Origin of the sequence: Nitrospira sp. MA-1 (genome assembly GCA_032139905.1) — a bacterium.
GTDB lineage: Bacteria > Nitrospirota > Nitrospiria > Nitrospirales > UBA8639 > Nitrospira_E.
The window spans coordinates 885,546-909,922 of the sequence record JAQJDB010000006.1 but is presented as its reverse complement, the minus strand read 5'-3'; the positions used below and the strand labels follow the sequence as shown (position 1 = coordinate 909,922).

The following is a 24,377-nucleotide window of genomic DNA, read 5'->3' as shown; positions in this document are numbered from 1 at the left end:
CTGCCTGTAAAAAGATGTGAACCTTTATGAACTATCAAGCCATTTTGAATGAAATCCATCAAGAAGTCCTAACCCTGTTACCGTGCGGAACCGTTGCCACCTACATTCCCCAATTGGCATCCGTTTCCCCTCAGAATTTTGGAATGGCGGTCCAGACCGTTGACGGGGATGTGTTCCAGGTGGGGCAGGCCCTAGAGCCCTTCTCGATTCAAAGCATTTCAAAGGTGTATACACTGACCCTCGGATTTCCATTTGAAGGCGATAACATTTGGACACGGGTGGGACTCGAACCATCCGGGTCGACCTTCAATTCTCTCGTCCAACTCGAATATGAACATGGCATACCCAGAAATCCATTTATCAACGCGGGAGCCCTGGTTATCTCCGATATCCTCCTATCTCATTTACAGGACGCCAAACCTTCTTTTCTCGATTATGTCCGGCAACGGGCCAATAATGCCGCCGTTCAAGATGATCCCCAGGTGGCCCGCTCCGAACGACAAACCGGCTTTCGGAATGCGGCGATGGCCAATTTCCTTAGAAGTTTTTCCAACCTCACGAATGAAGTTGAAGAGGTGCTGGAGTTTTATTACTTCCACTGCTCACTGTCGATGAGTTGTGTGGACCTGGCAAAAGGTTTTCTCTTTCTCGCCAATAAAGGACTCTGTCCCTGGACCAATCAGCAGGTCCTCACCCAAAGCCAGACGAAGAGAGTGAATGCCCTCATGCTCACCTGCGGAACCTATGATGCGGCGGGAGACTTCGCCTTCAATGTCGGATTGCCGGGGAAAAGTGGGGTGGGTGGCGGAATTGTCGCTGTCATCCCAAACCGGCTCACTGTGGCCGTGTGGTCTCCCGGATTAAACGAAAAGGGCAATTCATTGGCGGGCCAATATGCACTCGAATTATTCACCACCAAAACCGGCGTGTCTATTTTCTGATTCGTGATGATGGCTGTTTGTACGGCCGGATGAAGGGTCTTTCTTCCCCTCGCCTGGATTCTCACGTTCACTCTTAACCGGAAATAAATGACCATGAAAATGTTTACCTGCCATTGCGGCAATACGTTGTTTTTTGAAAATATCCACTGCCTATCCTGCAATTCGGAAGTGGGATGGTGCCCGGCTTGCCATCGTATGTCGGGGCTACTCGTGAGTCCTGACGGCGGCTATCGATGTGGCTACACGGCATGCCATGCCCCCCTACTGAAATGTCATAATTATGTTGTCGAACAGGTCTGCAATCGATGTCTTCAGGCAGGCCCCAATGACCAACTCGTCACGCAGCTCTGTGACTACTGCCGCTATAATGAAACGATTCCCGATCTGACTGTGGAGGGAAATCGTGAGTGTTGGTATCGTCTGGAAACCGGCAAACGACGCCTACTTTACACCTTGGACCTATTGGGTCTTCCCTATGGGAAAGCAGAAGACGGCATTCAACCCGCCTTATCCTTTGATTTCAAAGCCGATGTCAGCCTCTCCGGAAATCACTGGCATACCATGGGAGACCATGAACAGGTGTTCACGGGACATCAGAACGGGAAAATCACCATCAATCTCCGCGAGGCCGTAGATGTTGAGCGGGAAAAATTACGCGTCTCATTTGGAGAAGCCCACCGGACCATCATTGGTCACTTCCGACATGAGATTGCCCACTATTATTGGGAAATGTTGATACAGGACAAGCAGGAAGAAACGTTCAACCGGATTTTCGGCAACTATCAACAGCCAACCTATGCGCAAGCCCTTGAACGGCATTACCGGGAAGGCCCGCCTTCTGACTGGCAAGCCAACTACATCAGTGTCTATGCCACCATGCACCCATGGGAGGATTTTGCGGAGACATTTGCCAAATACCTTGCGATCGTGAGTGTGCTCGATACCGCGAGACATACGGGAATCGGAGAGGGAATCGATCCGACCAAAGCCGACATCGGAGACATGATTCGATCCTACCAACGGCTTGGGCTGGGACTGAACGAAATGAATCGAGCCATGGGCTTAATTGATCTGATGCCGGAGGTGCTGGTTCCTCCCGTTATTGAAAAACTACAGTATATCCATCAGATTATTCTTGAGGCGCGTTCGGGAATGTCCACTCCGCCAGCCACTCGTTCCTTAACATAGCTCCCGCTGGCCTTCGTGCTTCTGAGGGGACACAAGCAGCGCAAGCGGGATCAATCCGCGCAGGACTGGTGGGTCGCGCTCTGACACACGAGACCCGGGAACAAGGCCTCCCACCTGAGAATGCAGAAAGGAAGAGTTCACACGACGCTGGAATGAACTTCAAAAGCGGTTCTGCCACCAACGAGCTGAAGGTTGGAGGGCTATGAGGTGTGGGCAACCATCTGACGAATGCTGCCAACGAGTTCACTGGCAATTCCATTTTTGGTGAGAAACATGCCCGCGCCTGCCTTCAGGAGTAATTCCTGGACATGCTTATCTTCCTGGACAGACAGCCCGATAATGGCCATCAAAGGAAATTCCTGAATAATTCTGCGGGTCGCCTCAATGCCATTCATCTTTGGCATATTCACATCCATGACAATGAGATCGGGATGAAGGGTGCGTGCATACTCAATGGCTTCCAGTCCGTCTTGTGCTTCCCCCACGACTTGAAAATCTGCTTGAACCTCTAATATCCCGCGAATGCCTTGTCTGACAAGAGCATGATTATCAACAAGAAGAATACGAATCCCTTTTTTCTGCGGGGTGTTTGAGGGGAAAGATGCCAACGATGTCACAGACTTTGCCTTGGTATCGAGAGAAGCCTCTGATGAAATGGGAGAATGAAACGGAACCACGAGCGTAATGCAAGTTCCCTGTCCAACTTCCGCTTTGATATCAATACTCCCGCCCAAAGCCTCTACCCGTTCACGAATGCTGAACAGTCCAAATTTTCCCGGGCTGGAATAATCATGCGAGGCATCGGACAGGGGAAACCCCTTCCCTGTATCCTCCACCTTCACTTGGAATTCGTGGGATGCGGTCTTCTTGAGAGAAACCGTGGCCTGTGTGGTGTCGGCATGTTTTTTAATATTAAAAAGGAGTTCCCTGACAGCCTGAAACACAAATATCGCGTGATCTTCCGGAAGTTGAATGTTTTTGTCTTCTTCCTGTATGTCCACCTGAAGACCATGCCGTTCAAATTGCCCCCCAAGCCAGACCAGGGCAGGCACAATTCCCAGTTCATAAAGAATACTGGGACTCAACTCCGCAATCAGGGTCCTCGTATAAGTGAGTGAATCGGACAGGATGGTATCGATTTCCTCGATATCCGTTTTCAATTCCGGACTCCAGGCTTCCCGGTTCTGTTGGGCAAGTTTCATCCGGCAGACGACCAGCAATTGGGCAAGGTAATCGTGCAGTTCACTGGCCAGGCGTCGTCGTTCGCGTTGTTCGGTCACGACTAATTCTGATGTCATCTCCCGCAGATGTTTTTGATAACTCAACAAATCCTGTGTGCGAGCCTGAATGCGTTGTTCAAGAGAATTATTAAAGACCTGTAAATCCCGTTCGGCCATTTTCCTTTCCGTAATATCCACAATCGTGAAAATAGCTCCCACCGTCTTCGCTTCGTCGTCCTGCAAAGGACTGCCGCTCAGGAGCACAGGAATGTTTCTGTTCGCGATCTGCAAATTGCCTTCAAGACCACGCAGTGTCCTTCCGCCAAGCACTTCTTGGACCACACTCCTCTCTTCATTCCATGGCTCACGACCGCCTGAGGGAACCGGGGTCTGGATGAACGTGAAATGAAAATGTTCATGAAACCGGGTATGGAGGATAGGTTGCTGGATCAGTCTATCGATCGCGCGGCTGTGGCGTATGATTCGACCGGACCGATCACACACAACCACCGCTTCTCCTGTTTGCTCCAAGATCATTCTGGAGAATTTTTCTTCCGCCAACGCCCGGTCATATTTCTTCTGCTCCGTCAGGTCGGTCAGAATCGCACAATGCAAGTGCTGGTTATCGATGTGAATGGACGTCATGCCGATGAAAACGGCAAGATCATAATGGTCTTGGGAGACCAAATGAATCGTTCCTGTTCTTCCGGAAACCGGTGAATGAGAACCAGCCAGAGTTAGGAAAAATTCCCGATCGTCCTCAGCAATAAATGATTCGATAGGAAAACCAAATAGTTCCTGGTGGGAATGATTGACCATGCTGGCGAAGGTGGTATTCGCATAAAATATAATACCGCTCTCATCAAAAATCACCGCGCCCTGCATCATTTGATCGATGATGAGTCGATAGGGATAATCCGCACTCTTGAGCGTAAAGACTTGATCTCCCTCACCTGTTTCCACGATGAGGGCATCGACGGCTCCTTCCCGAATGGCCTGAAGCGTGTCTTCCGCTTCTTTCAACCGTAGCTGTAATATTTCCTCACGGCTTGAAAGACGAGACTTTGCGAGGGACGGTTTATGCTTTGGGGCCATGGCTATTTCCCAAACTTTATCCAGAAGAAGGCAATGGAAGAGGAGGGGTCAATCCCAAGGCATGCAGGACACGGTCCTTTTTCGAAAGATCTCCGATAATTCTGCAACTGGGAAGAGGAAACTCTTTGATGAGGGTGGGAGCCGCAAAAATATGATTGGCACGGGCGGCAGCGGGATTGCGATACAGGTCAATAATTTGAAGGTCAGGATTCTGTTCGTCGAGGTGTTCACGGCAAATGACTTTGATATTGGCCATGGCACGGAGCGAGAGACTCGTCGCCCCGGTCACATACAATCGAAGGCGCATCCCGGAAGGTTCCCCGCCAGGGGGTACTTTCCTGGGGGTGGTTGGCGCATGGGATTTCATGATGAGACTTTCATTGAACTTGACATAAGCACCTCACCCGACTCGTCGATCAGATCCAGCCCCATTAAAACTTTTTCAACATTCGATAAATCTCCAATGATTTTTTTTAAGGGAGGCGGCAATTTTTTGACCAGGGTGGGAATGGCCAAAATCTGATCAAGTCTGGCTCTCTTAGGCTCCTGGAGAAGATCTACGATTTCCACCGTATATTTCGAGGATAAATGCGTATCGCACAATTGTTGTAGATTACTCATGGCCAGGCGTGATTTAGGGGAATGTCCGGCGACATAGAGGGTTAAGTGGTAAGGAGAAGACTTGGCAGAACCCCGCTTGGGCCTCGATGAGGTTTTAGACGCATTTTTCATAGCAATGAGACCCTCCTCGATCACCTAATCATTCGTGGATGCTTTGAGGCATAAACAATCCTTGCAAGCATTCTATCCATTTCTCCCTTGCCGCTAGAGACACAGTCCCCCGACTTCATAGGTTCAAATGGGTATGTTGAATCGAGCCGGTTCATGCCTAACGGTTACCTCCAGACACTTCTTTTACCAGCCAGCCACGATGATTCATCGTATATCCACGAACCTGATGCGAATGCGCCATACCCCGGGATTTCAAAATATACAGTTGGCGCTGGTGCTCACCATCAAATTCCCGGTTTGACAGGAGAATCCAGGTGTCGGCCAGTGAGGAAACCCCGATCTCCGCCTCCTGAGCAGGTTCCGAAGGCGCGCTGAGGCCCGTGCAAACCAAGGTAATTTGTTGGGATTTCAGAAAATCCACCATCCGTAAAAATAACGCCTTGACCTCGCGAGTTGAACCAATGGATAGAAAATCGTTGATCGGATCCATAATCACCAGCTTCGGATGATGGGTTTTCACGGCATTATAAAAATTCACGAGATGGGATTCCAAGCCGAATAGCGTGGGTCGTGAGGCGAGAATGTGCAATAAGCCCTTGTTTACCCATTTGTCCAGCGAGAGCCCGATCGATTTCATGTTCCGCATAATCTGAGGGCTAGACTCTTCAAAGGCAAAATACAAGGCCTGTTCTCCCTGGCGACAGGCAGCATCCGCAAAATGCGAAACCAGGCTCGTTTTCCCCGTCCCGACTCCGCCTGTGACCAGAACCGTCGACCCCCGATACACACCTTCTCCCCCGAACATCTCATCCAACTGTGGAACGCCGGTCGAGATTTTTTCTTTTGAAATTTTGTGTTCAAGTTTCAAGGACGTGATGGGCAGGACGGACAGCCCATGTTTTTCAATGAGAAAGGGAAATTCATTGGTGCCATGCATGCTCCCCCGGTATTTAACCACACGCAATCGACGGGTGGACATCTGATCGTTCACTCGATGATCCAGCAGAATGACGCAGTCGGACACATATTCCTCAAGCCCCTGACGGGTCAACAACCCCTCTCCCCGCTCGCCGGTGACAATGGAGGTCATGTTCCGGTCTTTCAGCCATTGAAACAGCCGCCGCAACTCGGAACGGATAATCCCCTGATTGGATAACCCGCCGAACAGGACCTCGATGGTGTCCAACACAATCCGTTTGGCGCCAATGGTGTCGATGGAATCACCCAGCCGCACAAATAGGCCCTCGAGATCGTATTCTCCATTCTCTTCAAATTCGGTGGCTTCAATGGGAATCGTATCCAAAATCAATTTGTTATCCTTGATTAATCTATCTAGATCAAATCCCAGGGACCGGACGTTTTGGGTCAATTCCTCGGCCGTTTCCTCGAACGCCAACATGATACCGGGCTCTCCGCTTTCCACAATCCCGCGGACAAGAAATTCCATGCCCAGAAGTGTTTTCCCACAGCCAGGACTTCCGCAGACCAACGTCGTTCGTCCTCGGGGAAGCCCGCCGCCCGTTATTTCATCCAGGCCTTGAATACCGGTGAGCGCTTTGGGAAATTCTGAAGGGACCGTGTTACTTGATGATTTCTTTCCGGGCATGATTTATAGTTTCCTGAGATGGAAAAAATTGACATCAAAATCTAACATAATATCTTTAAAAAATAATACAAATTGGCGAAAAACTCGAGATTCCAACGGCAACTATTAGTGATTGATTTCCCTACCACTCATTAATTGATTACCGTATCTCGAATCCTTTTCAGCGTCGGGGAGTCAATTTCATGCGTCACTTTAGCAGTCTAGGAGACACCGTATCAGTAAGTGTGGACACAGAAGAATGGACAGAATAGACCGAATTCCGAGTATTTTGTCGAATATTTCGACAATTTTTTCTTCATTCCGTACATTCGACCGTCTCATTAAAAAAACCTTTACCCTTCATCCCCTAGTGGTTTGGCTCATGCATACTCGTTTAGCTTCTCGGGCCTCCAGCTGTTGCCAATCCATTCTCCTGCTTTCTGTAACGGTATGGTTGGTAGATCCTCCACCTTCCATTCGCCCGGAAACCCTTCAAGGGGTACCTGCTTCTCCACCATCTTCAGAGATCTGCACTGCGCACGCTCCTGTCACAAACGAATGCGTGGAAGCTGGTCTACGGGCCAGACGTGAAGTTATCAGAGCGGAACCCGCATTCCAGGTTAAGACCCCCGCGACTCACCTCCAATTGGCGGAACGACTCAATCAGCAGGGCGATCCGAACGGCGCCATCGAGGAATATCTAGCCGCGATTCAACTTGATCCCGATCTGGCCGCTGCGTTTCAGGGTATGGGAGCCGTCTACCTTGATCAACATGAATGGAAGAAGGCAGAAGAAGTGCTTGAAAGAGCCGCGCAGTTATATAGCGGAAATAACCAGACCGAATACTGGCTGGGTCGGTCACTTTTAGCTCAACACAAATTTCCTGAGGCTCAGGAAGTGCTGAGGAAGACGACGAGGCTGAAGCCCGATGATGCGGAAGCTTTTTCCGATTTAGGCCTGACGTACATGGCCCAAGGACAATCCCAGAATGCCATGAAGGCACTCCGGCAAGCCATTCGCTTACGACCGGATTTTTCAGAGGCCCATTCCCGCCTGGAACTGGCTGAGACCTTCAAACTCAACAAGGATCAACTCGTCCTTGAGACCGATAAAATTTTACGGATTCTTTTCCGAAGGGAATAAAGGTATCATTCGTTCCTGAGCGCAACTCTGTGTCAGGTGAACAAACGACACCTGTCTTCGTTTTCGATCGGGTTAAAATCTCCACGAAATCCCGGCACCCGTCAACAGATCATCAGAACCATGGGTCAGCCCGCCTCCTATGCGTGCATCAATTTGCAAATTGTACGTCAAACGATAGATCAATCCCGTTTGAAGAAAATTGGCGCTCCCACTCGCCACATCTCTGGGATACAATCCGAAATATTCCACGAATCCGGTTAACCGATCTCGAAGGGCTGCGCTGAGCCCCAGTGACGAAGAAACCTGCACAAACCGCGTTCCCTGAGAAGTGGGACTGCCAATATTCACCGTCCCGAACAACCCTACCTTTTCATTCAACGCATACGTCAAAATCGTCCGCAAGATCGGGTCGAGCTTATCCGAAGAGAAATTCTTATCTCCCGTGGGAATCGACAGTCGGCCGACAAAGCTCAACCGGGGTCTGAGCCCTTGTTGCTGCCAGACCTGGACTTTAAATCCCAGGCCAAGATCATTGAAACCATGCACGTCCCTGCCATTGTCAATGAAGGTCACATTTGGCCATTCCAGGCGAAATTCAGTCCTCTCCGTTAATCCAATACGGACAAGGGTCTCAGGGAAGTTATGCGTTTTGACACCGGGTGATGCATGTTCAAAAGAAAAGGTATATCCCGTTTCGATTTGAATGCGTCCCTTGGTGATCGTGGCAGGACTCAGGCCGAATGTCGGCCGATCCGTCTCAATCGGCTCGGTAAAAGCGCCGGCCTGGCCCATGATCCACGGGCGAGGCGAAGAAGGTTCACGATTACTTTCTTGACCATAACACCAGGATGGTCCGAGCAGGATCACACACAACAACCACCCTAGAACACCAGGCAGCGACCGTCCAATTCTTGAAATGGTTACAACATAGGAGATACGCATAGAAACTGGAGTTCTGTAAAAAAAAACTCAAAAACCTACCCGTGATGACCTTGATTGGCTGTCGTTCAGGGAGAGATGAGATGGAGCCACCTTTTACGCCAGGTAGGAACCGCAAGCAACTTATGAAATCACATGATGGTGTAATCCAAGAGTCAATCCGGCTAGGACTGTGAGGTGTTGTCTCAATGAAGCCCGTCTAAAACGATTCTCGGAAGCCAATACACACAAGGCTTAGCAAGTTTGATTCACGACATCCCGGATGGCATCGACCAGTGTGTTGGCAACACTGCTTTTGGTCACATACATGGCCGCCCCGGCTTCAAGCAGCATTCTTTCGATCTCCTTGTCCTCATGAACCGACAGTCCGATGACCCTGATTGAAGGGTGTTCTTTGGTCAGCACTTTTGTCGCATCAATGCCGTTGATCTTAGGCATGTTGACATCCATGACCACCACATCAGGAAGAACCAGGTTCGTCACTTTCAGAGCTTCCTCTCCATTTTTCGCTTCACCAACGATCATAAAATCATCATGGTGTTCCAATAACGTCCGAATTCCTTGACGAATCATGGCATGATCATCAACCAGAAGTATTCGAACGACTTTCTTTTTCTGAAGTCGTGGCAACGATTCATTCGGCGGCTTGGGGGATTCCGAAAATGCGGAATTTGCCGATACCGGTGCAGAAGTCGCTTGGAAGGGAACGACGAGTTTGGCCCGAGTCCCCTGCCCTGGGGCGGATTCGATGACAAGGAGACCACCCAACGCCTCCGCTCGTTCTCGAATACTAAACAAGCCGAATTTTCCCGGATTCGTATAATCCGTGGATTCCAAGGTCGGTTGAAATCCATGGCCCCCATCCTGAACCAGGACTTCAAGGTTCTGCTCGGACTGACCATCAAGAGAAACAGTCGCATTGCTGACACCGGAATGCTTGATAACATTGAAGAGCAATTCGCGAACAGCCTGAAACACAAAAATGGCATGATCTTCAGGAAGGCGGACGGACTGGTCACTTGCCTGCACCTGCACATGGAGGCCATGTCGTTCCATTTGCTGCCCCAACCATTTCAGGGCCGGAACCAGACCCAATTCGTACAAAATGGTGGGACTGAGCTCGGCAATCAAAGTGCGGGTGTAGGAAAGCGAGTCAGACAGGATTTTATCTATTTCTTCCAGATTCGACTTTAATGCAGGGAGACTCCAATCGTTCCTGGCCTGAGTCAGTTTCATCCGACACACCACAAGTAATTGCGCCAGATAGTCATGCAGTTCAGTGGCCAATCGACGGCGTTCCCGTTGTTCCGTAACAACCAACTCAGAGGCCATACCTCGCAGATTTGCCTGATATCCCACCAGATCGCGAGTCCGTTCCGTCACCCGCCGCTCCAGGGTTTCGTTCAACTCTTGCAGGTCCTGCTCTGCCCGTTTTCTCGCCGTAATATCGGTCGCGATTCCACAAACGGCATAGGGAATGCCATCGGCATTGTATAAGGGGAATTTCGTTGCCAGATAGGTGCATACTCCATGCGGTGATTGTATCTGTTCTTCAAATTCCTGAGGTTTTCGACTGCTGAGAACCTGCTGATCATGCGCGACTAATTGACCGGCAAACTCCGGACTCAAGAGGTCCCAATCTGTTTTTCCAATAATCATTTCACGCGATTTTTGGAGAATTGATTCAAACCGTTTATTTACCAGTTGATATTTTCCTTCTAAATCCTTCACAAATTTCACAGTAGGCGAATTCTCCCAAATCGCATGGAGACGACTTTCACTCGATTGAAGGGCTTCTCCAATGCGTTTTTGTTCGGAAACATCCCGTTCAATCAAGGAGTGCCCACTCAGGACTCCATCCACGTCTACGATTGGAGAAATCGATAACGACACAGGAAACACCACGCCGTTCTTTTTCATCCGGAGCACTTCATGAGTCATGTTCCCGTTTTGTTTCAGAATGAATTCCAACTGGGAAGAAGCGTCCTGGCGAACATCCGAGAGAAGGAGACAGGAAAAAGACGAACCAAACATTTCAGAAGCGGTATAGCCATACATCTTTTCGGCACCATTATTCCAACTCATAATGATACCGTCCGTATTGATACTATAAATGGCATCCTGAGATGATTCGACAATTGACGCCAACCGTTTAAGGTTCTCTGCTGTGTGTTTTCGCTGTTCTATTTCATTCTGGGCGGATTGGTAGAGGCGGGCATTATCGATGGCAATGGCAGCTCCCGATGCGATGCCGTTCACCATCGTCTCCGCAGTGTGGGTAAAGACTTTGGGCTGTGAATGACCGAAAAATAATCCTCCCAACACTTCCCGGGTGCGGGAAACGACCGGAACCGCAAGATAGCTTCTGACGGGAAGATGGCCCGGCGGCATGCCATGGAAGGGAGGCAACTGTCCATATCGGGGATCGACCGTCACGTCGTCAATTCGAACGATGGCCTGACCCGAAAAGGTCGGAGCAAAAATTGGTGTGTTTCTTGGCATCGGGAACTGTTCAAATGCCTCACGAGGAACTCCGGAAATCGTATATAAAACAAAAGATTCCCCTTTTTCATCCATGACATTGTAAAAAAATGCCCCGAACTCCGCCCCGGTTAATTCACGACACGCATCCGTGACCGCTTGAACGAGTTTTTCTAAGTTCAATTCCGCTGCCAACGACCTGCCAATTTGATTCACCACCTCCAACGCATGAGTCTGCTGCCGTAGCTGTTCCTTCGCCCGCACTTTTTCAATGGCAATGGAGGCAGAATGAGCAAGAAGCTCAACATACTCTGTTTCTTCATCCGTTGGTAAACGGGGGACCGTATAATACATGCCAAAGGTACCAAGCGTATGACCGTCGCTGGCTAGAATCGGCATAGACCAGCATGCCCGTAACCCATGTCTTTCTGCGAGATCCTTGAATGGAGCCCAATTCGGATGGGTGGAAATATCCGGAATAATGACGGGTTCCTTCAGATACGCAGCCGCACCACACGCACCCACCTCAGGACCTATGGCAACGCCATCAATAGCTTTCTTGTAACTTTCAGCCACGGAGGGGCCTGCCCCATGTCGAAGATGACAGCCATCCTCATCCAGCAAAAGAATAGCTGTCAGCACATCTGAACCCAAATGGCGCTCACTTTCCAGACAGAGATTATCCAAAATGTCCGAAAGAGAGGTATCGTTGATAATTTGTTCCAGCACCTCATTTTGATGCCGAAGGATTTGGTCGGTCCGTTTCCCGGAGTCGATCTCCATCAACGTCACTACTCCACCAATAATATGTTGACGGTCATCTTTTATAGGCCTGGCACTGAATACGATCTGCTCAACCCTTCCATCCTGTTTTTCCAGATGAACTTTTTCGCGGTAAAGGGTCACGCCGCTGAAGACCTGTGAAAGGAGTTTTCGACTCAGATTTGGAGAAGAAGCGCCCGAAGGAGACTTCTTCCCATTAAAGTTAGATAAATGAAAAGCTTCATCAAAAGGCCGGTTCACACACGGATGTTGACAGTAATGATTGACTGCCGGGCTGGTTCGAATGATGGTTCCTGATGCATCACAGACGATCAGGGCTTCTCTCGTGTGCTCTAAGGCACCCTGAATAAGTCGATTCTCGACCCCGGTCTTAGGATGACCTTCTTGTATGTCCGGCACATCAAGATTTGTAGCCGAATTGGGAGGATTGACCTCCGATGTATGTTCAAAATCTGGGTCGGGGATTGGCGAATTTTTCTTCATGGGACACATTCCGGGCACGGCCTCTTGGAAGTCATTCGTATGGAGGCCTAGGTGTGGTATTTATACAATAGGCTCTGGCCACTATCCTCAACTTTCCTGAGAAAGTCAAACTGTCAAAAACCCTTGATTGCCATCCTAAAATCCTCCGGGAGGAACAGGGCGACCATTACACGTGTAGAGCTAACCAGGGCTTGGAAACGGATTGAAAATAACCGCCAAAGATGGTTTACCATTTAAGGCCCTGTAGAATATTTCAAAAAATTTGTCATTTCATCAGCAAATGAAGAACCGAAACCCACCAAAGCAATCCGCCTCTGGAGAGACCTGAAAACCGTGCAGTCTTGGTCTCCCAGATCTTACTGAAAGCGACAACCATAGCCAGCCCTCCCCCAAAGTATTTCCGGGGCACGGATTCTTCCCACGAGAGGGGTTCCTTTTGTAATGTAGAACAGAGTAGTGCAATTATAGAAAACCACTAGCTATATATGGATATTTTTGTTTATAATTGGTACTTATTCATGCAGTACATATTCTTAAGGTTCTTTCATCTTCCTAATCATATCTTACTTACCCGGAATGGCGTATCTTAATTCATTTTTACCATTAGACCTCTCAATTTTCTTTCATCCTTAAGTGCGGTACATGCGAAGCTCGGATCTTCGTCCTTTCCCCCAAGTGCAGTGTCTTAACTCATTTTGGAAAGTCCTGTGGGCATCGTCTTGATTGTGAACTGAGAGAATCAAAACGACTCTACAGCCATTCACGAAGTGGCCTCTATATTTTGGGTATTCAGAACGGGAACAACAAAAAGTCGTTGCTCTATTTCCTGAAATATCTCAGAGGTAATCTGTCTGGTTTTTTTGGCTAATTATTAAGATAGGAGCGGTAACCGAAAGACCGTGCAGTAGCCAAAGGGTTATGACTCCATTTTTAAGCTAGTGATGCCAATAAAAGTATATTAGGAAGACGCGATGTATTTTAATTTTTTCGGTTTACGTACCAAACCATTTAATACTACCCCGGATCCGGATTTTTTGTATCTCAGTCCGGGCCACAAACAGGCGTTGGGCTCCCTAATCTATGGAATAAGAGAAAAAAAAGGGTTTATCGCCGTCACAGGGCAAGTTGGCCTTGGAAAAACCACGATTCTTCGATCATTTCTGAATCAAAATCATCAGGCCAACCAGGAAACAGTTTATCTCCTCAATCCCAACCTGTCTTTTACAAGCTTACTCAAAACCCTGCTGCGTGAACTGGGACATGACCCGATTGAGGGAGACGAGGCCGAAGCGTTGGAACAACTGCATTTCGTCCTTATTGAAAAATATCGAGAAGGCCGAACGGTGGTTCTATTAATTGATGAAGCGCAGAATATGCCCGTGGACACATTAGAAAATCTGCGGATGTTGTCAAATTTGGAAACGCCAAAAGACAAGCTCATTCAAATTGTGCTGCTGGGTCAACCGGAATTAGATGGCCTTCTGGATCGTTATGAATTAAGACAATTACGGCAACGCATCGCCGTTCGAGCCATCATTCACCCCCTCTCCAAGCGCGAAAGTTTTGAATATATTCAACATCGCTTGGACAAGGCCGGAGGGGAAGGGAAAAGTATTTTCACGAATACGGCCTTAGCGTTAATCGTTCAGGAAGCCAAGGGGATTCCCCGGCGTCTGAATATTATTTGTGATAACGCCCTGGTCACCGCGTTTGGCTACAATAAAGCCCTGGTGACAGCAAAAATTGCTAAAGAAGTGATCGATGACCTGACCGGCCGCCCCTCCCACTCACTCTGGAACTTAGTACCTTTGACAGGCTTGGCTCTCATCCTTGTCCTGGCACTTTTTGCACTCCTACCCCTGACTGAATCCAAATTTTCCGATATCCCTTCAATATATGAAACCGGGCCACGGGATAAAGAAAGGGAGAATCCGAAACAAACCCTCGTACCTGAACAAGACCTCGTAAATGGAGGGAAAATTATCCCTTCCTCTGGTCAAACAGGTTCAACCCTGACAGAAAGGACTCAGGCGCTCCTCACGGAATCAGTGTCTGAAGTCTTTGAGAATCTACGGAATCGGGTCGACTCTCATTCCGAATCAACCACGACTCCACCCCAAGAAAGAACGAATACCAATCCCGATAATCATGAAGACCTCCTGCTGGGGTTTTCACCCGATAATTTCCAGGAGAAGGTACCTGATGCTACAGAAGAATTGGAGGTAGCTGCTGTAACTCCAGAGACGGTATCACCAGGCATCCTGCTCCCCCAAGACACAATCTTCGATCTCCCAAGCCAGGAGGAAAGCATTGCGAAGACTGAAGCAGACAGTCAGGAAAAAGGAGCGCGGTTTATTCGGGATGAAACACAATTTATCCCGTCCACCCAACAGGCACTCTCTGAGCTCTTAGTCCAGGAAGAACCTATTGCGACGGCTGCTGAGGCAAACCGTATGGTAGAAGCAGCGACGCTGATTCAGGATGAGGCAGAAACACCATCTGAGAATTCCAGTGATAACAGCCTTGTTCACCTGAGGCCAGAACCCCTCAGTGAACGTATGGGAAAACCTACGATAGTCGCTCAAGAACCAATCCGCCTCCCTAGCCAAGATAGCCTTACTTCTGTCCCTATCGCTCAAACACCTATGACATCACAGGAAATAACGAACAAACAATCCGAGGCAGAAGCATCGCCTTCACCCGTTACCAGAATAGTGAAAAGGGGTGACACCCTGGCAAAGTTATTGCAGAGTATTTATGGTACAGCTAGTCCTTCTCACGTTCAATTCGTTCTTGAACATAACCCTCATATTGTGAGCGCGCGAAAAATGTACCCAGGGCAAAAAATTATGTTTCCTCCTTTGGAAAACATCGAGAGCAACAATACGGTTGCTGAGGCTAAAAAGTCTTTGGGGGCAGGTAAAGATACGGTATTACCCATGTCTACAAAAATCTTTGCTCACTCTTCCTCACAAATTAAACCAAGTGAGAAAAAGGTTGAGGTCAACCGAGATCTTCCTTACGCGGTGGCCACCGTACAAAAAGGCGATACTTTAGAAAAATTGGTCAAGGTCGTATATGGATCCTCGCATCCTAGCTATGTTCAACGTGTCCTGGAATACAACCCCAAAATTCGGAATCCCAAGGAAATCTTTCCAGGGCAGGACATTACCTTTCCTAAAATAGCTGGAGAAATGAAAACCCGGACAACCCAAGCGTCTCAATCCAATTCAAACGAATAGATTGAACCCTATGATTGCAAGGGCACCGGATGGCCCAGCAATTGTTTGGAGCCGGAAAAGTCTCGGTTGAACAAAGCGGAGCAAGGCCGTTCCTGGATGGAGTTTCCCACAAGTATATGCAACATTTTTTCCTTTGAGGTTTTGCCCAAAAGTCGCTAATCCATACTTGCCAAAGTACCAGAGAAATACATAAATCCTGAAATATCTTTCAAGGGATAAATTACGTCGGATGACACCTCAAAAAACAGCCACACAATTTATTAGCATCAGAGATATCCTTACTCTGTTTTTTAAACACAAAAACAAATTTCTTGCCATATTCGGTGGTACTGTCGCCATAGCTATTGGTATAGCTTTTCTCATGACACCAATTTACCAAGCGCAATCATCTGTCATGGTAAAAATGGGCAGAGAAAATGTTTATCATCCCGAAATAGGCGCCATGAGTCCGGAAATATCAATGGACCAGAAAAGCATGATTGAGTCAGAGGTCCAAATATTGCTCACCAGAGACCTTACGAAACGTGTACTCGAAGTCTTGAAGGTAGGAGTGGTCTATCCAAACATCACTGAAAACGCTCCTGAAAACATTTCTTCCATAGATGCCGGCATTAGCGAAATGCGGAAAAACCTCTCCGTATCTAAAGTTAGTGAGTCAAATATTATTGAAATCAGCTTTCTTCACCAACAACCGGAGATTGCTGAAAAGGTGGTCAACCTTCTTGTTGATCTCCTTTTGGAAAAGCATCTTGAAATCTTCAGTAATCCAAAAGGGTTGTTTTTAAGCAACCAGTTACATGACTACGAACAAAAACTCCACAAATCCAAGTCGCAACTCCAAGCATTCAAACAACAGAATAAGCTTACCCATTTGGACGAAGAAAAAGCGCTTCTGCTGGGACAGCGAAATGAATTAAATACAATTCACAAAAACCTACAAAACGAAGAAAAAGGGTTAAAAAGTAAATATGAATCATTAAAAGGACAGATAAAAAATGTCCCCAAGCATGTGGCCCTCACGAGTGTCTCTGAGCAACAAAAGGTCATTGACGGAGCCCAGGCCAACTTACTTCAATTGGGCTTAGAGGAACAGCGTCTATTAGCCAAATACCATGAAACAAGCCGTTTTGTGGTTAATATTAGGAACGAGATTAGACTGGTCGAACAGTTCATAAAAAATCAAGAGGGCTCTCTAAACGATAAAGTCACGAAGGGAATCAACCCGGTTTATCAGGGATTGGAAGTTGAAATTCTTACAGTAGAGTCAGAAATCAATGCTCATGTCTCCCAGATCAACGAGGTTACGTTTCAACTCAAAAAATTATATGAACAGTTAGCCAAATTGGATTTTTTAGAGAAAGAATTTGAGACCCTCCAAATGAAAGTTGATTCAGATAAAAATAATTATAAGATGTACTTAACGAAAGTTGAGGAAGCAAAAGTATCGGAGGCAATGGACCAACTTAAAATGGCCAATATCAGTGTGATTCAGCCGGCGACTTTGCCCCTGAGACCTGTCAAACCCCAAAAAGGGTTAATTCTTTTTCTCGGAATAATTATAGGGGGTGTCTCAGCAATCCTCTGGGTCATTGCGACCGAATATTTAGAAAGCGGTTATTCTCGACCCGAATATGCTTCACAGGATTTAGGGTTACCAATTCTAACAAGCATTCCCTACAAGAACTAATGACTGTATGCAGGCACTGACATTCAAAAAAATTCCGAAGATCAAATTAACGAATGTTACCAACAACGAACACGACGAATGACAAACCACCCCATAGCTTTAAATTGAATCGAAAAGGCCACAAGATGTTCAGCAATAAGGAAAGTCGATGCAACCGAATGGATCAAGAAGGGTATAGATGAATGAGCAAAGTTTTTGAAGCTTTACAATATGCATATGATAAGTGTGAATTGGAAAAGAAGGAACAAAGATCCGATTTCCCTTCTGTCAATTCTACCTATACGCCGTCCTATACGCCCGCCTTTATCTCCCCTTTGCCTGCACTGGAAATGCAGGATGAAATGGCGCGTATGCGCCAAAGTATTTCTTCACTTCTTCCTCCTCCAGGGAGGAATATCATTCAATTTATTAGTTCAGGTAAAGGTGAAGGTACCTCGATAATTGTCAGAGAGTTTGGAATGCTATTAGCGAAGCAGAACAATAAGGCAGTACTCCTTGTCGATACATGTCCAGGGCATGCAGATCAGCATCGGGCATTTCATGTGGAACCCAAAATTCCATTGGAATCGACTATTAGGCACGGAGGCTCTCTTGATCTGTCAATTTCAAGAATCCCCCACCCTCAACAATCTCTTTCCCTTTGTTTCCTTTCAGAAAATCATGACTCGAATTCAAGCACGTCATGGTTATCGCGAGATATGGTTCTATGGGAGCCAGTCCAAAAGCAGTTCGACTATATCCTCATTGACTCTCCACCAATAAGCTCCTCACATGATGGTTTGGCCCTCTGCTCGTTGGTTGATGGTGTAGTTCTCGTAATGGAAGCAGTGCATTCCCGTTCCCACGTAGTTCAAAGCTCAAGAGATAAACTCATCGAAAGTGGTGGGAACATTCTTGGCATTGCGTTTAATAAACAAAAGCGATACATACCTGACTGGATTTACAGAAGACTATGATCTCATTAATAAACCTCCACCCTACACTGCCAATCCTATTGCGATTCCTCGGAGGGAATCTTAAAAACCCCAGGATGACTCGAATAGCCTTTTTGCCTGGTCAAGAACCATGGGCTGACTAACCTATTCCTGGTAATTACACCAGCATCCTTTCGCTATCTAAAGAAATTGGACAGAGAGAGTTCAAACAATTAACCGATTCAATAACCATAACCCGGATTCTTCCGGGGTTTAAAATTCCCATGCGAGGAAAATCCTGCTGGAAATTCATCGTCTGACTAACTGCAGTGGATTAAGGAATCTGGCTTTTATGTCACAAGAAACTTTAGAAGCTCTGAAATGAAAAACAGAATCAGACTGAATTATACATTTCGTTTATTCTACGCAATGGGATTTTTTTGTACGTTCCTTATACCATTACAAATCTTTGCAGCCATCGGAGCGCCAAACGCACTCCAAGCGCTTCAATCGGATAGGGTTATTCATGTCAATAACTTCCCGCCTCACGCATCAGACTCCAATCCAGGAACGAACGCATTGCCTCTTAAGACCATAGGAATGGCAACAACCCTTGCTCTAGAAAATCATAAAAGAGGATTCAGTACAAAAATTCTTATATATCCCGGGGTTTATCGAGAGAAAATTCATATGGAATTCAGCAGCAAGAAACTGGATCCGACTATTACATTTGAAGCTATTGAACACGGGAAGACCATTATTTCCGGTTCAGAAATCTGGGAAAACTGGGAGGGAACAAAACATAAAAATATTTACACACATAAATGGCCTTTCAAATGGGGAGTGAGGCCGTATCCTCCTGGATGGGAAGGCAAAACCATTCTCCAACCAATTGTCCGACGTCAGGAAATGGTTTTTGTGAATGGAATCAAGTTCAATCAAGCAGATTTGCATTCTGAGATGAAGCCTGGAGATTTTTCGGTCTCAGAGGAAAATTCGGAAGTGGCAATTTTTTTACCAGACAATGTTGACATAAAGCAGAGCCAGGTTGAAGTAGCGGTTCAGAAGGGACTCTTTACCATAAAAGGAAAAAGCAATTTTGTCTTAAAAGGGCTAAGATTTCAACATGACGCATCTGGTCTTGTCGGACACGCCCTCGGTATCACCAATGCGAAAAACGTTTACCTTGAAGATTGTGTGTTCGCTTGGAATAACTGGGGAGGATATCAATTCTATAATGTACAAAATTTGACAACACGACGAAATGTCTCGACACACAATGGAGGTCCCGGGCACACAGCCTGGAGAATAAAAAACTATCTTTCTGAGGATGATGAGACCTCATTCAATAACTGGAGAGGGGCAAAGGGTAATTTCGTTTACTGGGCAGTTGCCGGAACAAAAATCATGGGGATACACGACGCCACATTTCGTCGTCATCGTGCCCAAGGAAATCACACTGCCGGTTTTTGGCTAGACTACGATAACAAGAACATTGAAATTGAAGATGGAGTCTCCTGTGGAAATCTCAAGCATGGCTTATTCCTTGAGGCCACCCAAGGCCCTCTAACAATAACAAACATGAAGATTTACCAAAACCAGGAATGGGGAATCAGGATTGTGAATTCAAGTCAGATCAATGTTACAGAAAGCCAGGTTTACCACAATCGAGGTCCCCAGATTCGAGTCCAAGGACAGAAGACCAGAGGGATAAACGACTGGGAAACAGGAGAAAGACTTAACCTTGGTGCAGAAAAATGGACGTTGGAGAATAACATTATTGTTGGTGATGGATTATTAGTCCAAAGCAGTTTCAAGAATCCCTTAGGACCGGGATTGAAGTCTAACGGGAATTTTTGGTCTAGCGCATCTAACACCAAACCATTTCAAGCGGCTGCCGACCGCCTGACATTTAGTGAATGGCAAATTTCAATGAACCAAGATCAGACATCAACCTTTGCCTTCCCCATACAACCGGAGTCAGGCCAAGCCCTTTTAGATAATTGCACCTATCGGGGTCTCGACTGAATTCCAATTGGTCCACAAGATTTCATTCAACGTCTTTTAGAATATTGTAAGTTTAATTTTCTGTCTATTTTTGCGTTGAAGGTCCCTTAATTCTTTTTGCTATGGAGTGCCCCTCTATCTGGGTGCTCCTCTTCCTTGAAATTCTTCTAATACATCCACAAAAATGATCCGCCACATTTCAGGTGTATAGCTGTAGGGTTATAATTGCATGAGTCCAAAAAAGAATGCCCATAATAATTGAAATCGAATCTTCCATTAAGCACCAAAGTTGTTTAGTATGAAATGATGAAGGCCTCTTAATATTACTTTTTGCAAATTTTCCAGGTGAAATCAATTATTGCCATTGAAAGTATTCACATCGTTACCTTGAATTTTTAACTCATCCATTCTCCTCATCCATTCTCTTCATTCTTTACCATTTTTTCCCTTTTTTCTGAGTTACTTAAATCCCTAAGTCGGCATTGGTCAAGAACAATAGATCGTCAGCTGAGGACTTCAGTCTAAACTAGACCTTACTTGCCTGAAGGTCTTTCTGAATCCATAAGCTTGACCTCGTGATATATCAGGAGAATATTTTGTGCAAGGAGAATTCGTACCTCTTGTTACTGTGGTGAATTAACAATAAAGGAGAGAGCATGAGCAAAGTTTTAGTACATCTCAGGGTAAACGTTCTGAACTATGTGAAATTGTGTTCAATATTATTCGTCTTAGGCTTACCGAATATATTGCAAGCCAGTTCCTATGGAGCCCCGCTCCCCTTAGGACTCATAGAGGTAGATCGAACAATCTATGTCAACAATAAACACCTCGTTGCTTCTGATTCTAATCCGGGAACTGCCGACTTGCCACTCAAAACCGTGGGGCAGGCCACAACAAGAGCCATTGAAAATCGTGAGCTTGGACTTGGCACAAAAATTCTTGTGGCCCCTGGTGTCTACCGGGAAAAATTCCAATTAATCGTCAATCCACAGGATTCAGATCCTCCAATTGTCTTTGAGGCGACCGAAATTGGCAAAGCTATCATTTCCGGATCAGATGTTTTTCGAAACTGGAAACCTACAAAAATTCCCAATATCTTCGTTCATGCCTGGCCCTATAAGTGGGGAGTGAAATCACTTCCAGAAAGTTGGAAAGGTAGGGTCAACGTAAGTCATATTGTGAGAAGAAAAGAAATGGTTTTCGTCAATGGAATTCCATTAAAACAGGTCTTGTCGGCAATTGAATTAGTAGCTGGGACATTTTTTGCGACAGAAAGCACCAGCCAGCTTTTCATTGCCCTACCTGGAGGATTAACCCCTTCTGAAAGTTTAATTGAAGTCGCCATTCGTAGCCGCCCAGTACTTATAAAGGGAAAAACAAATCTTGTTCTCAAAGGCCTAACCTTTCAGCACGCCGCTTCTGATTATCTCGGTAGCGCTTTAGTCATTACAGATGGAAACAATGTTACGTTGGAGGATCTTCTCTTTTCCTGGAATAATGGCATGGGTTATTTTTTGCATAACATCCAAAACCTAACAAGCAAACGAAATGAGACCAGCAACAATGGTGCTTCAGGGTATCAGATCTCTACGATCAAGAACCTCCTATCTGAGGATGACAAAGCGTTACGCAATAATTGGAGGGGAGTAAAAGGGGAGTTCGTTAACTGGGGAGTGGCTGGCTTTAAAGGCTTGAAAATTCATGATGCCATTTTTAGACGTCACATGGCACAAGGGAACCACACCACGGGATTTTGGTTAGACTATGACAATCGAAATATTCGGATGGAAGACGGCCGTTGGTGTGGAAACCGAACGTACGGATTATTCGTCGAAGCCAGTGAACGAATCACCATAACCAACGCCAAAATTTACCAGAATAATCAGTGGGGATTCCGAACCGTGCAAACACCTGACCTCACATTAACTGGAAGCCGGATTTATGCCAACCGGGGGTATCAACTTATTGTGCAGGCTCCGTTTACCCGAATGGTCAACAATTGGGAAACAGGGGAAAGAATAGAGCACAAAACAGAGCGATGGCAATTAACCAATAATATCATTTCAGGCGATCATGCCTTGTTGATTACAGATCCGCATTCCATATTCCTGAATGGCTTATTTTCAGATGGAAACATATGGATGAAGCCCTCACATCCAGGAGCATTTCGACTGGGGGAAGGAGGGAAAAGTATACGTTTCCCTGAATGGCAATCAACTGCAAAGCAGGATCAAAACTCATTTTTTATACATCCGGACTCGCTTGCGACGAATCTGGCAATGGATTGCATCTATCCCCCTGCCCCCCCTCCAACCCTAACAAAACAGAACTAAAGCTCCAATGAGTCTTCGCTCCTGAAACAAACATAACTTTCTAATCGGGAATCAGGAGATATAACATCGGAATTTCTAAAAGGTATTGGGAGACCGAAGTGAGGCAATAGATTTTCACCCCGAAAATCTATTGCCTCACAATACTCTCTCTAGAATATTAACTTAACCGACAAAAACTGATAGGGCTAAGGGTTCATAGCCCTGATTATGACATCCATCTTTCCTTCCAAGCATAGGCCCCGGATTTCGTGGAGCAACTTTCCATTATCCATTCCCGCGTTCTCACTTAATTAACATTGCAATGACGACTCTTTCTCCATCTCCAAACCTTGCATGGGCAATCTAGATTGTTGTTCCTGCCAACTAAGTCCAATAATGGTCACCACAAATAGCATATAGCCAGGTTCTTCTAACCAGGAAAAGACGATCCCAAAAATTAGCACTGTGAAGGCGAGAAAACGAGCGAGATCGTTCGTACAGATGCGCAAAATTACAATGACCCAAAGCAGTCCGTAAGATACAACACCCAAAATCCCAAGATCACCCCATAGCCCGGCCCAGAAGAAAAAAGGAGACCACATGCTCGACCCTGTAACGGAATGGGAAAGATAATTTCCCTGCTGATAGTTCCATGCATGTTGAGTCACAGATGAAAACGACACACTTAAAGAACGAAGCTGTTCCTCATACTGAGGCAACATGAAAGCCAACTTGCCAACGGTATGTCCTGGCCCTAAACCAAAAATCCAATTCAATACCGAGTCATAGTGAGAAAAAAGAAGGGGTAAAATCCCAAACTTTACAGTCAACCCTTTTAGAATCAAGTTCAGATCCGCCCAGGTCGTAAGCGCCGGAAAAATGGTAAAGGCCGAAAATAGAAGCACCGCCCCTGAAGTCATAAACAGTAAAACGTATATAAAAAATTTCCGAATATCTCCCAGTTTTGTGCACAATAAACAACCGAGCCCCAACAGAAAAACAGCAATCACTTGTTTTGAGTCCGAAAGAATGACCACACTAGCTATAATGAGACTAATAATGGCCCGTACAGGTAAAGAAAAATTTTCAAGGGCCGTAAAAAAATACACTGCTGCCGTCAAAGCAACGGCCCCGGCAACATGGTGCCCAGCGCCCTGTTCAAGGAAAACACCTTTAACGTCATCGGTTCCTCCACCTGCGAGAGCCTGAGCAAACGATAATCCAACATGGATACAAATAAAAACCACAAGTAGCCAACGAAAGGTCTGAATCTGTGATTTGGACATCGGTCGATTGATCATCAGGACTAAAAGAAGAAATGGCTCGGAAAGTATCAGGAAATCGAGCAAAATATTTAATAAGCCAGCACCGTTGATGACTGCACTTAAAACCATAACCCAGGAGAGCAATAAAAGCCCATAAACAAGCGACCAGGAAATAGAATTACTCAAAAACGGAAGAAGAAGAATGGCGAAAATGGCCACTAAGGCAAAATGAAAAAACTTCACAACTGCCGGCCCGCCTAACTCTGTCAAAATTCTTCCATACAGTACTGTGGATAGCGCAAGCAACCCGAACAGCCAGCTTCTCATACCTAGTAATTCTACAATGACGTTCATCGTTT

At 46.4% G+C, this 24,377-nt stretch carries 15 protein-coding genes; 8 read left to right on the top strand and 7 right to left on the bottom strand.

The window, feature by feature from the left end; translation table 11 throughout:
• Positions 1–26 precede the first annotated feature (26 nt).
• Both PJI16_11370 and PJI16_11365 read left to right on the top strand, forming a co-directional pair.
• Entirely contained in the window at positions 27–941 is a 915-nt protein-coding gene (locus PJI16_11370; GenBank protein ID MDT3778156.1) for a glutaminase, read from the top strand.
• Positions 942–1,034: 93 nt separating this feature from the next.
• Positions 1,035–2,129 (top strand): putative zinc-binding metallopeptidase, encoded by a 1,095-nt coding sequence (locus PJI16_11365; protein MDT3778155.1) that lies wholly within the window; start codon positions 1,035–1,037, stop codon positions 2,127–2,129.
• Positions 2,130–2,329: 200 nt separating this feature from the next.
• Here the strand turns inward: PJI16_11365 and PJI16_11360 are convergent, their stop codons facing one another.
• The 4 genes from PJI16_11360 to kaiC form a co-directional block, all read right to left on the bottom strand.
• Positions 2,330–4,444: a response regulator gene (locus tag PJI16_11360; GenBank protein ID MDT3778154.1), complete on the bottom strand. Its 2,115-nt coding sequence runs from the start codon at positions 4,442–4,444 to the stop codon at positions 2,330–2,332.
• A 16-nt stretch (positions 4,445–4,460) separates the two neighbouring features.
• A complete protein-coding gene (locus PJI16_11355) occupies positions 4,461–4,811 on the bottom strand; it encodes a circadian clock KaiB family protein (protein ID MDT3778153.1) in 351 nt (116 codons plus the stop codon).
• Entirely contained in the window at positions 4,808–5,176 is a 369-nt protein-coding gene (locus PJI16_11350) for a circadian clock KaiB family protein (protein MDT3778152.1), read from the bottom strand. The genes PJI16_11355 and PJI16_11350 overlap by 4 nt, the downstream gene beginning before the upstream one ends.
• Positions 5,177–5,333: 157 nt before the next feature.
• On the bottom strand, positions 5,334–6,782 hold the full coding sequence (gene kaiC / locus PJI16_11345) for a circadian clock protein KaiC (protein ID MDT3778151.1): 1,449 nt from the start codon (positions 6,780–6,782) through the stop codon (positions 5,334–5,336).
• A 238-nt stretch (positions 6,783–7,020) separates the two neighbouring features.
• Here kaiC and PJI16_11340 point away from each other — a divergent pair, with 238 nt between their 5' ends.
• Positions 7,021–7,905: a tetratricopeptide repeat protein gene (locus tag PJI16_11340; GenBank protein ID MDT3778150.1), complete on the top strand. Its 885-nt coding sequence runs from the start codon at positions 7,021–7,023 to the stop codon at positions 7,903–7,905.
• Positions 7,906–7,977: 72 nt separating this feature from the next.
• Here PJI16_11340 and PJI16_11335 read toward each other — a convergent pair whose 3' ends face one another.
• Positions 7,978–8,847 carry a transporter gene (locus PJI16_11335; GenBank protein ID MDT3778149.1) on the bottom strand — a complete coding sequence of 290 codons (870 nt, stop codon included), beginning with the start codon at positions 8,845–8,847 and terminating at the stop codon, positions 7,978–7,980.
• Between the two features lie 231 nt (positions 8,848–9,078).
• The gene (locus tag PJI16_11330; protein MDT3778148.1) at positions 9,079–12,591 is read right to left on the bottom strand and encodes a PAS domain S-box protein; all 3,513 of its coding nucleotides are present in this window, start codon (positions 12,589–12,591) and stop codon (positions 9,079–9,081) included.
• Between the two features lie 971 nt (positions 12,592–13,562).
• Here PJI16_11330 and PJI16_11325 point away from each other — a divergent pair.
• The 5 genes from PJI16_11325 to PJI16_11305 all read left to right on the top strand — a co-directional run bounded on the left by PJI16_11325 (position 13,563) and on the right by PJI16_11305 (position 22,774).
• Complete coding sequence (locus PJI16_11325; GenBank protein ID MDT3778147.1) at positions 13,563–15,833, top strand: AAA family ATPase; 2,271 nt, start codon at positions 13,563–13,565, stop codon at positions 15,831–15,833.
• A gap of 229 nt (positions 15,834–16,062) precedes the next feature.
• Positions 16,063–17,520 (top strand): GumC family protein, encoded by a 1,458-nt coding sequence (locus PJI16_11320; protein MDT3778146.1) that lies wholly within the window; start codon positions 16,063–16,065, stop codon positions 17,518–17,520.
• A 182-nt stretch (positions 17,521–17,702) separates the two neighbouring features.
• The gene (locus tag PJI16_11315) at positions 17,703–18,476 is read left to right on the top strand and encodes a hypothetical protein (GenBank protein ID MDT3778145.1); all 774 of its coding nucleotides are present in this window, start codon (positions 17,703–17,705) and stop codon (positions 18,474–18,476) included.
• Positions 18,477–18,815: 339 nt separating this feature from the next.
• Positions 18,816–20,462: a right-handed parallel beta-helix repeat-containing protein gene (locus PJI16_11310; GenBank protein MDT3778144.1), complete on the top strand. Its 1,647-nt coding sequence runs from the start codon at positions 18,816–18,818 to the stop codon at positions 20,460–20,462.
• Between the two features lie 635 nt (positions 20,463–21,097).
• Positions 21,098–22,774: a right-handed parallel beta-helix repeat-containing protein gene (locus tag PJI16_11305; GenBank protein MDT3778143.1), complete on the top strand. Its 1,677-nt coding sequence runs from the start codon at positions 21,098–21,100 to the stop codon at positions 22,772–22,774.
• A 290-nt stretch (positions 22,775–23,064) separates the two neighbouring features.
• On the opposite strand, the gene PJI16_11300 is transcribed toward PJI16_11305, so the two are convergent.
• Entirely contained in the window at positions 23,065–24,372 is a 1,308-nt protein-coding gene (locus PJI16_11300; GenBank protein MDT3778142.1) for a hypothetical protein, read from the bottom strand.
• Positions 24,373–24,377 lie beyond the last annotated feature (5 nt).

Coding starts and splice junctions, on each gene's coding strand:
- PJI16_11310 (MDT3778144.1), top strand. CDS start 18,816: ATGAAAAACAGAATCAGACTGAATTATACATTTCGTTTATTCTACGCA.
- PJI16_11360 (MDT3778154.1), bottom strand. CDS start 4,444: ATGGCCCCAAAGCATAAACCGTCCCTCGCAAAGTCTCGTCTTTCAAGC.
- PJI16_11330 (MDT3778148.1), bottom strand. CDS start 12,591: ATGAAGAAAAATTCGCCAATCCCCGACCCAGATTTTGAACATACATCG.
- PJI16_11365 (MDT3778155.1), top strand. CDS start 1,035: ATGAAAATGTTTACCTGCCATTGCGGCAATACGTTGTTTTTTGAAAAT.
- PJI16_11300 (MDT3778142.1), bottom strand. CDS start 24,372: ATGAACGTCATTGTAGAATTACTAGGTATGAGAAGCTGGCTGTTCGGG.
- PJI16_11315 (MDT3778145.1), top strand. CDS start 17,703: ATGAGCAAAGTTTTTGAAGCTTTACAATATGCATATGATAAGTGTGAA.
- PJI16_11340 (MDT3778150.1), top strand. CDS start 7,021: ATGGACAGAATAGACCGAATTCCGAGTATTTTGTCGAATATTTCGACA.
- PJI16_11335 (MDT3778149.1), bottom strand. CDS start 8,847: ATGCGTATCTCCTATGTTGTAACCATTTCAAGAATTGGACGGTCGCTG.
- PJI16_11355 (MDT3778153.1), bottom strand. CDS start 4,811: ATGAAATCCCATGCGCCAACCACCCCCAGGAAAGTACCCCCTGGCGGG.
- PJI16_11305 (MDT3778143.1), top strand. CDS start 21,098: ATGAGCAAAGTTTTAGTACATCTCAGGGTAAACGTTCTGAACTATGTG.
- PJI16_11350 (MDT3778152.1), bottom strand. CDS start 5,176: ATGAAAAATGCGTCTAAAACCTCATCGAGGCCCAAGCGGGGTTCTGCC.
- PJI16_11325 (MDT3778147.1), top strand. CDS start 13,563: ATGTATTTTAATTTTTTCGGTTTACGTACCAAACCATTTAATACTACC.
- kaiC (MDT3778151.1), bottom strand. CDS start 6,782: ATGCCCGGAAAGAAATCATCAAGTAACACGGTCCCTTCAGAATTTCCC.
- PJI16_11320 (MDT3778146.1), top strand. CDS start 16,063: ATGACACCTCAAAAAACAGCCACACAATTTATTAGCATCAGAGATATC.
- PJI16_11370 (MDT3778156.1), top strand. CDS start 27: ATGAACTATCAAGCCATTTTGAATGAAATCCATCAAGAAGTCCTAACC.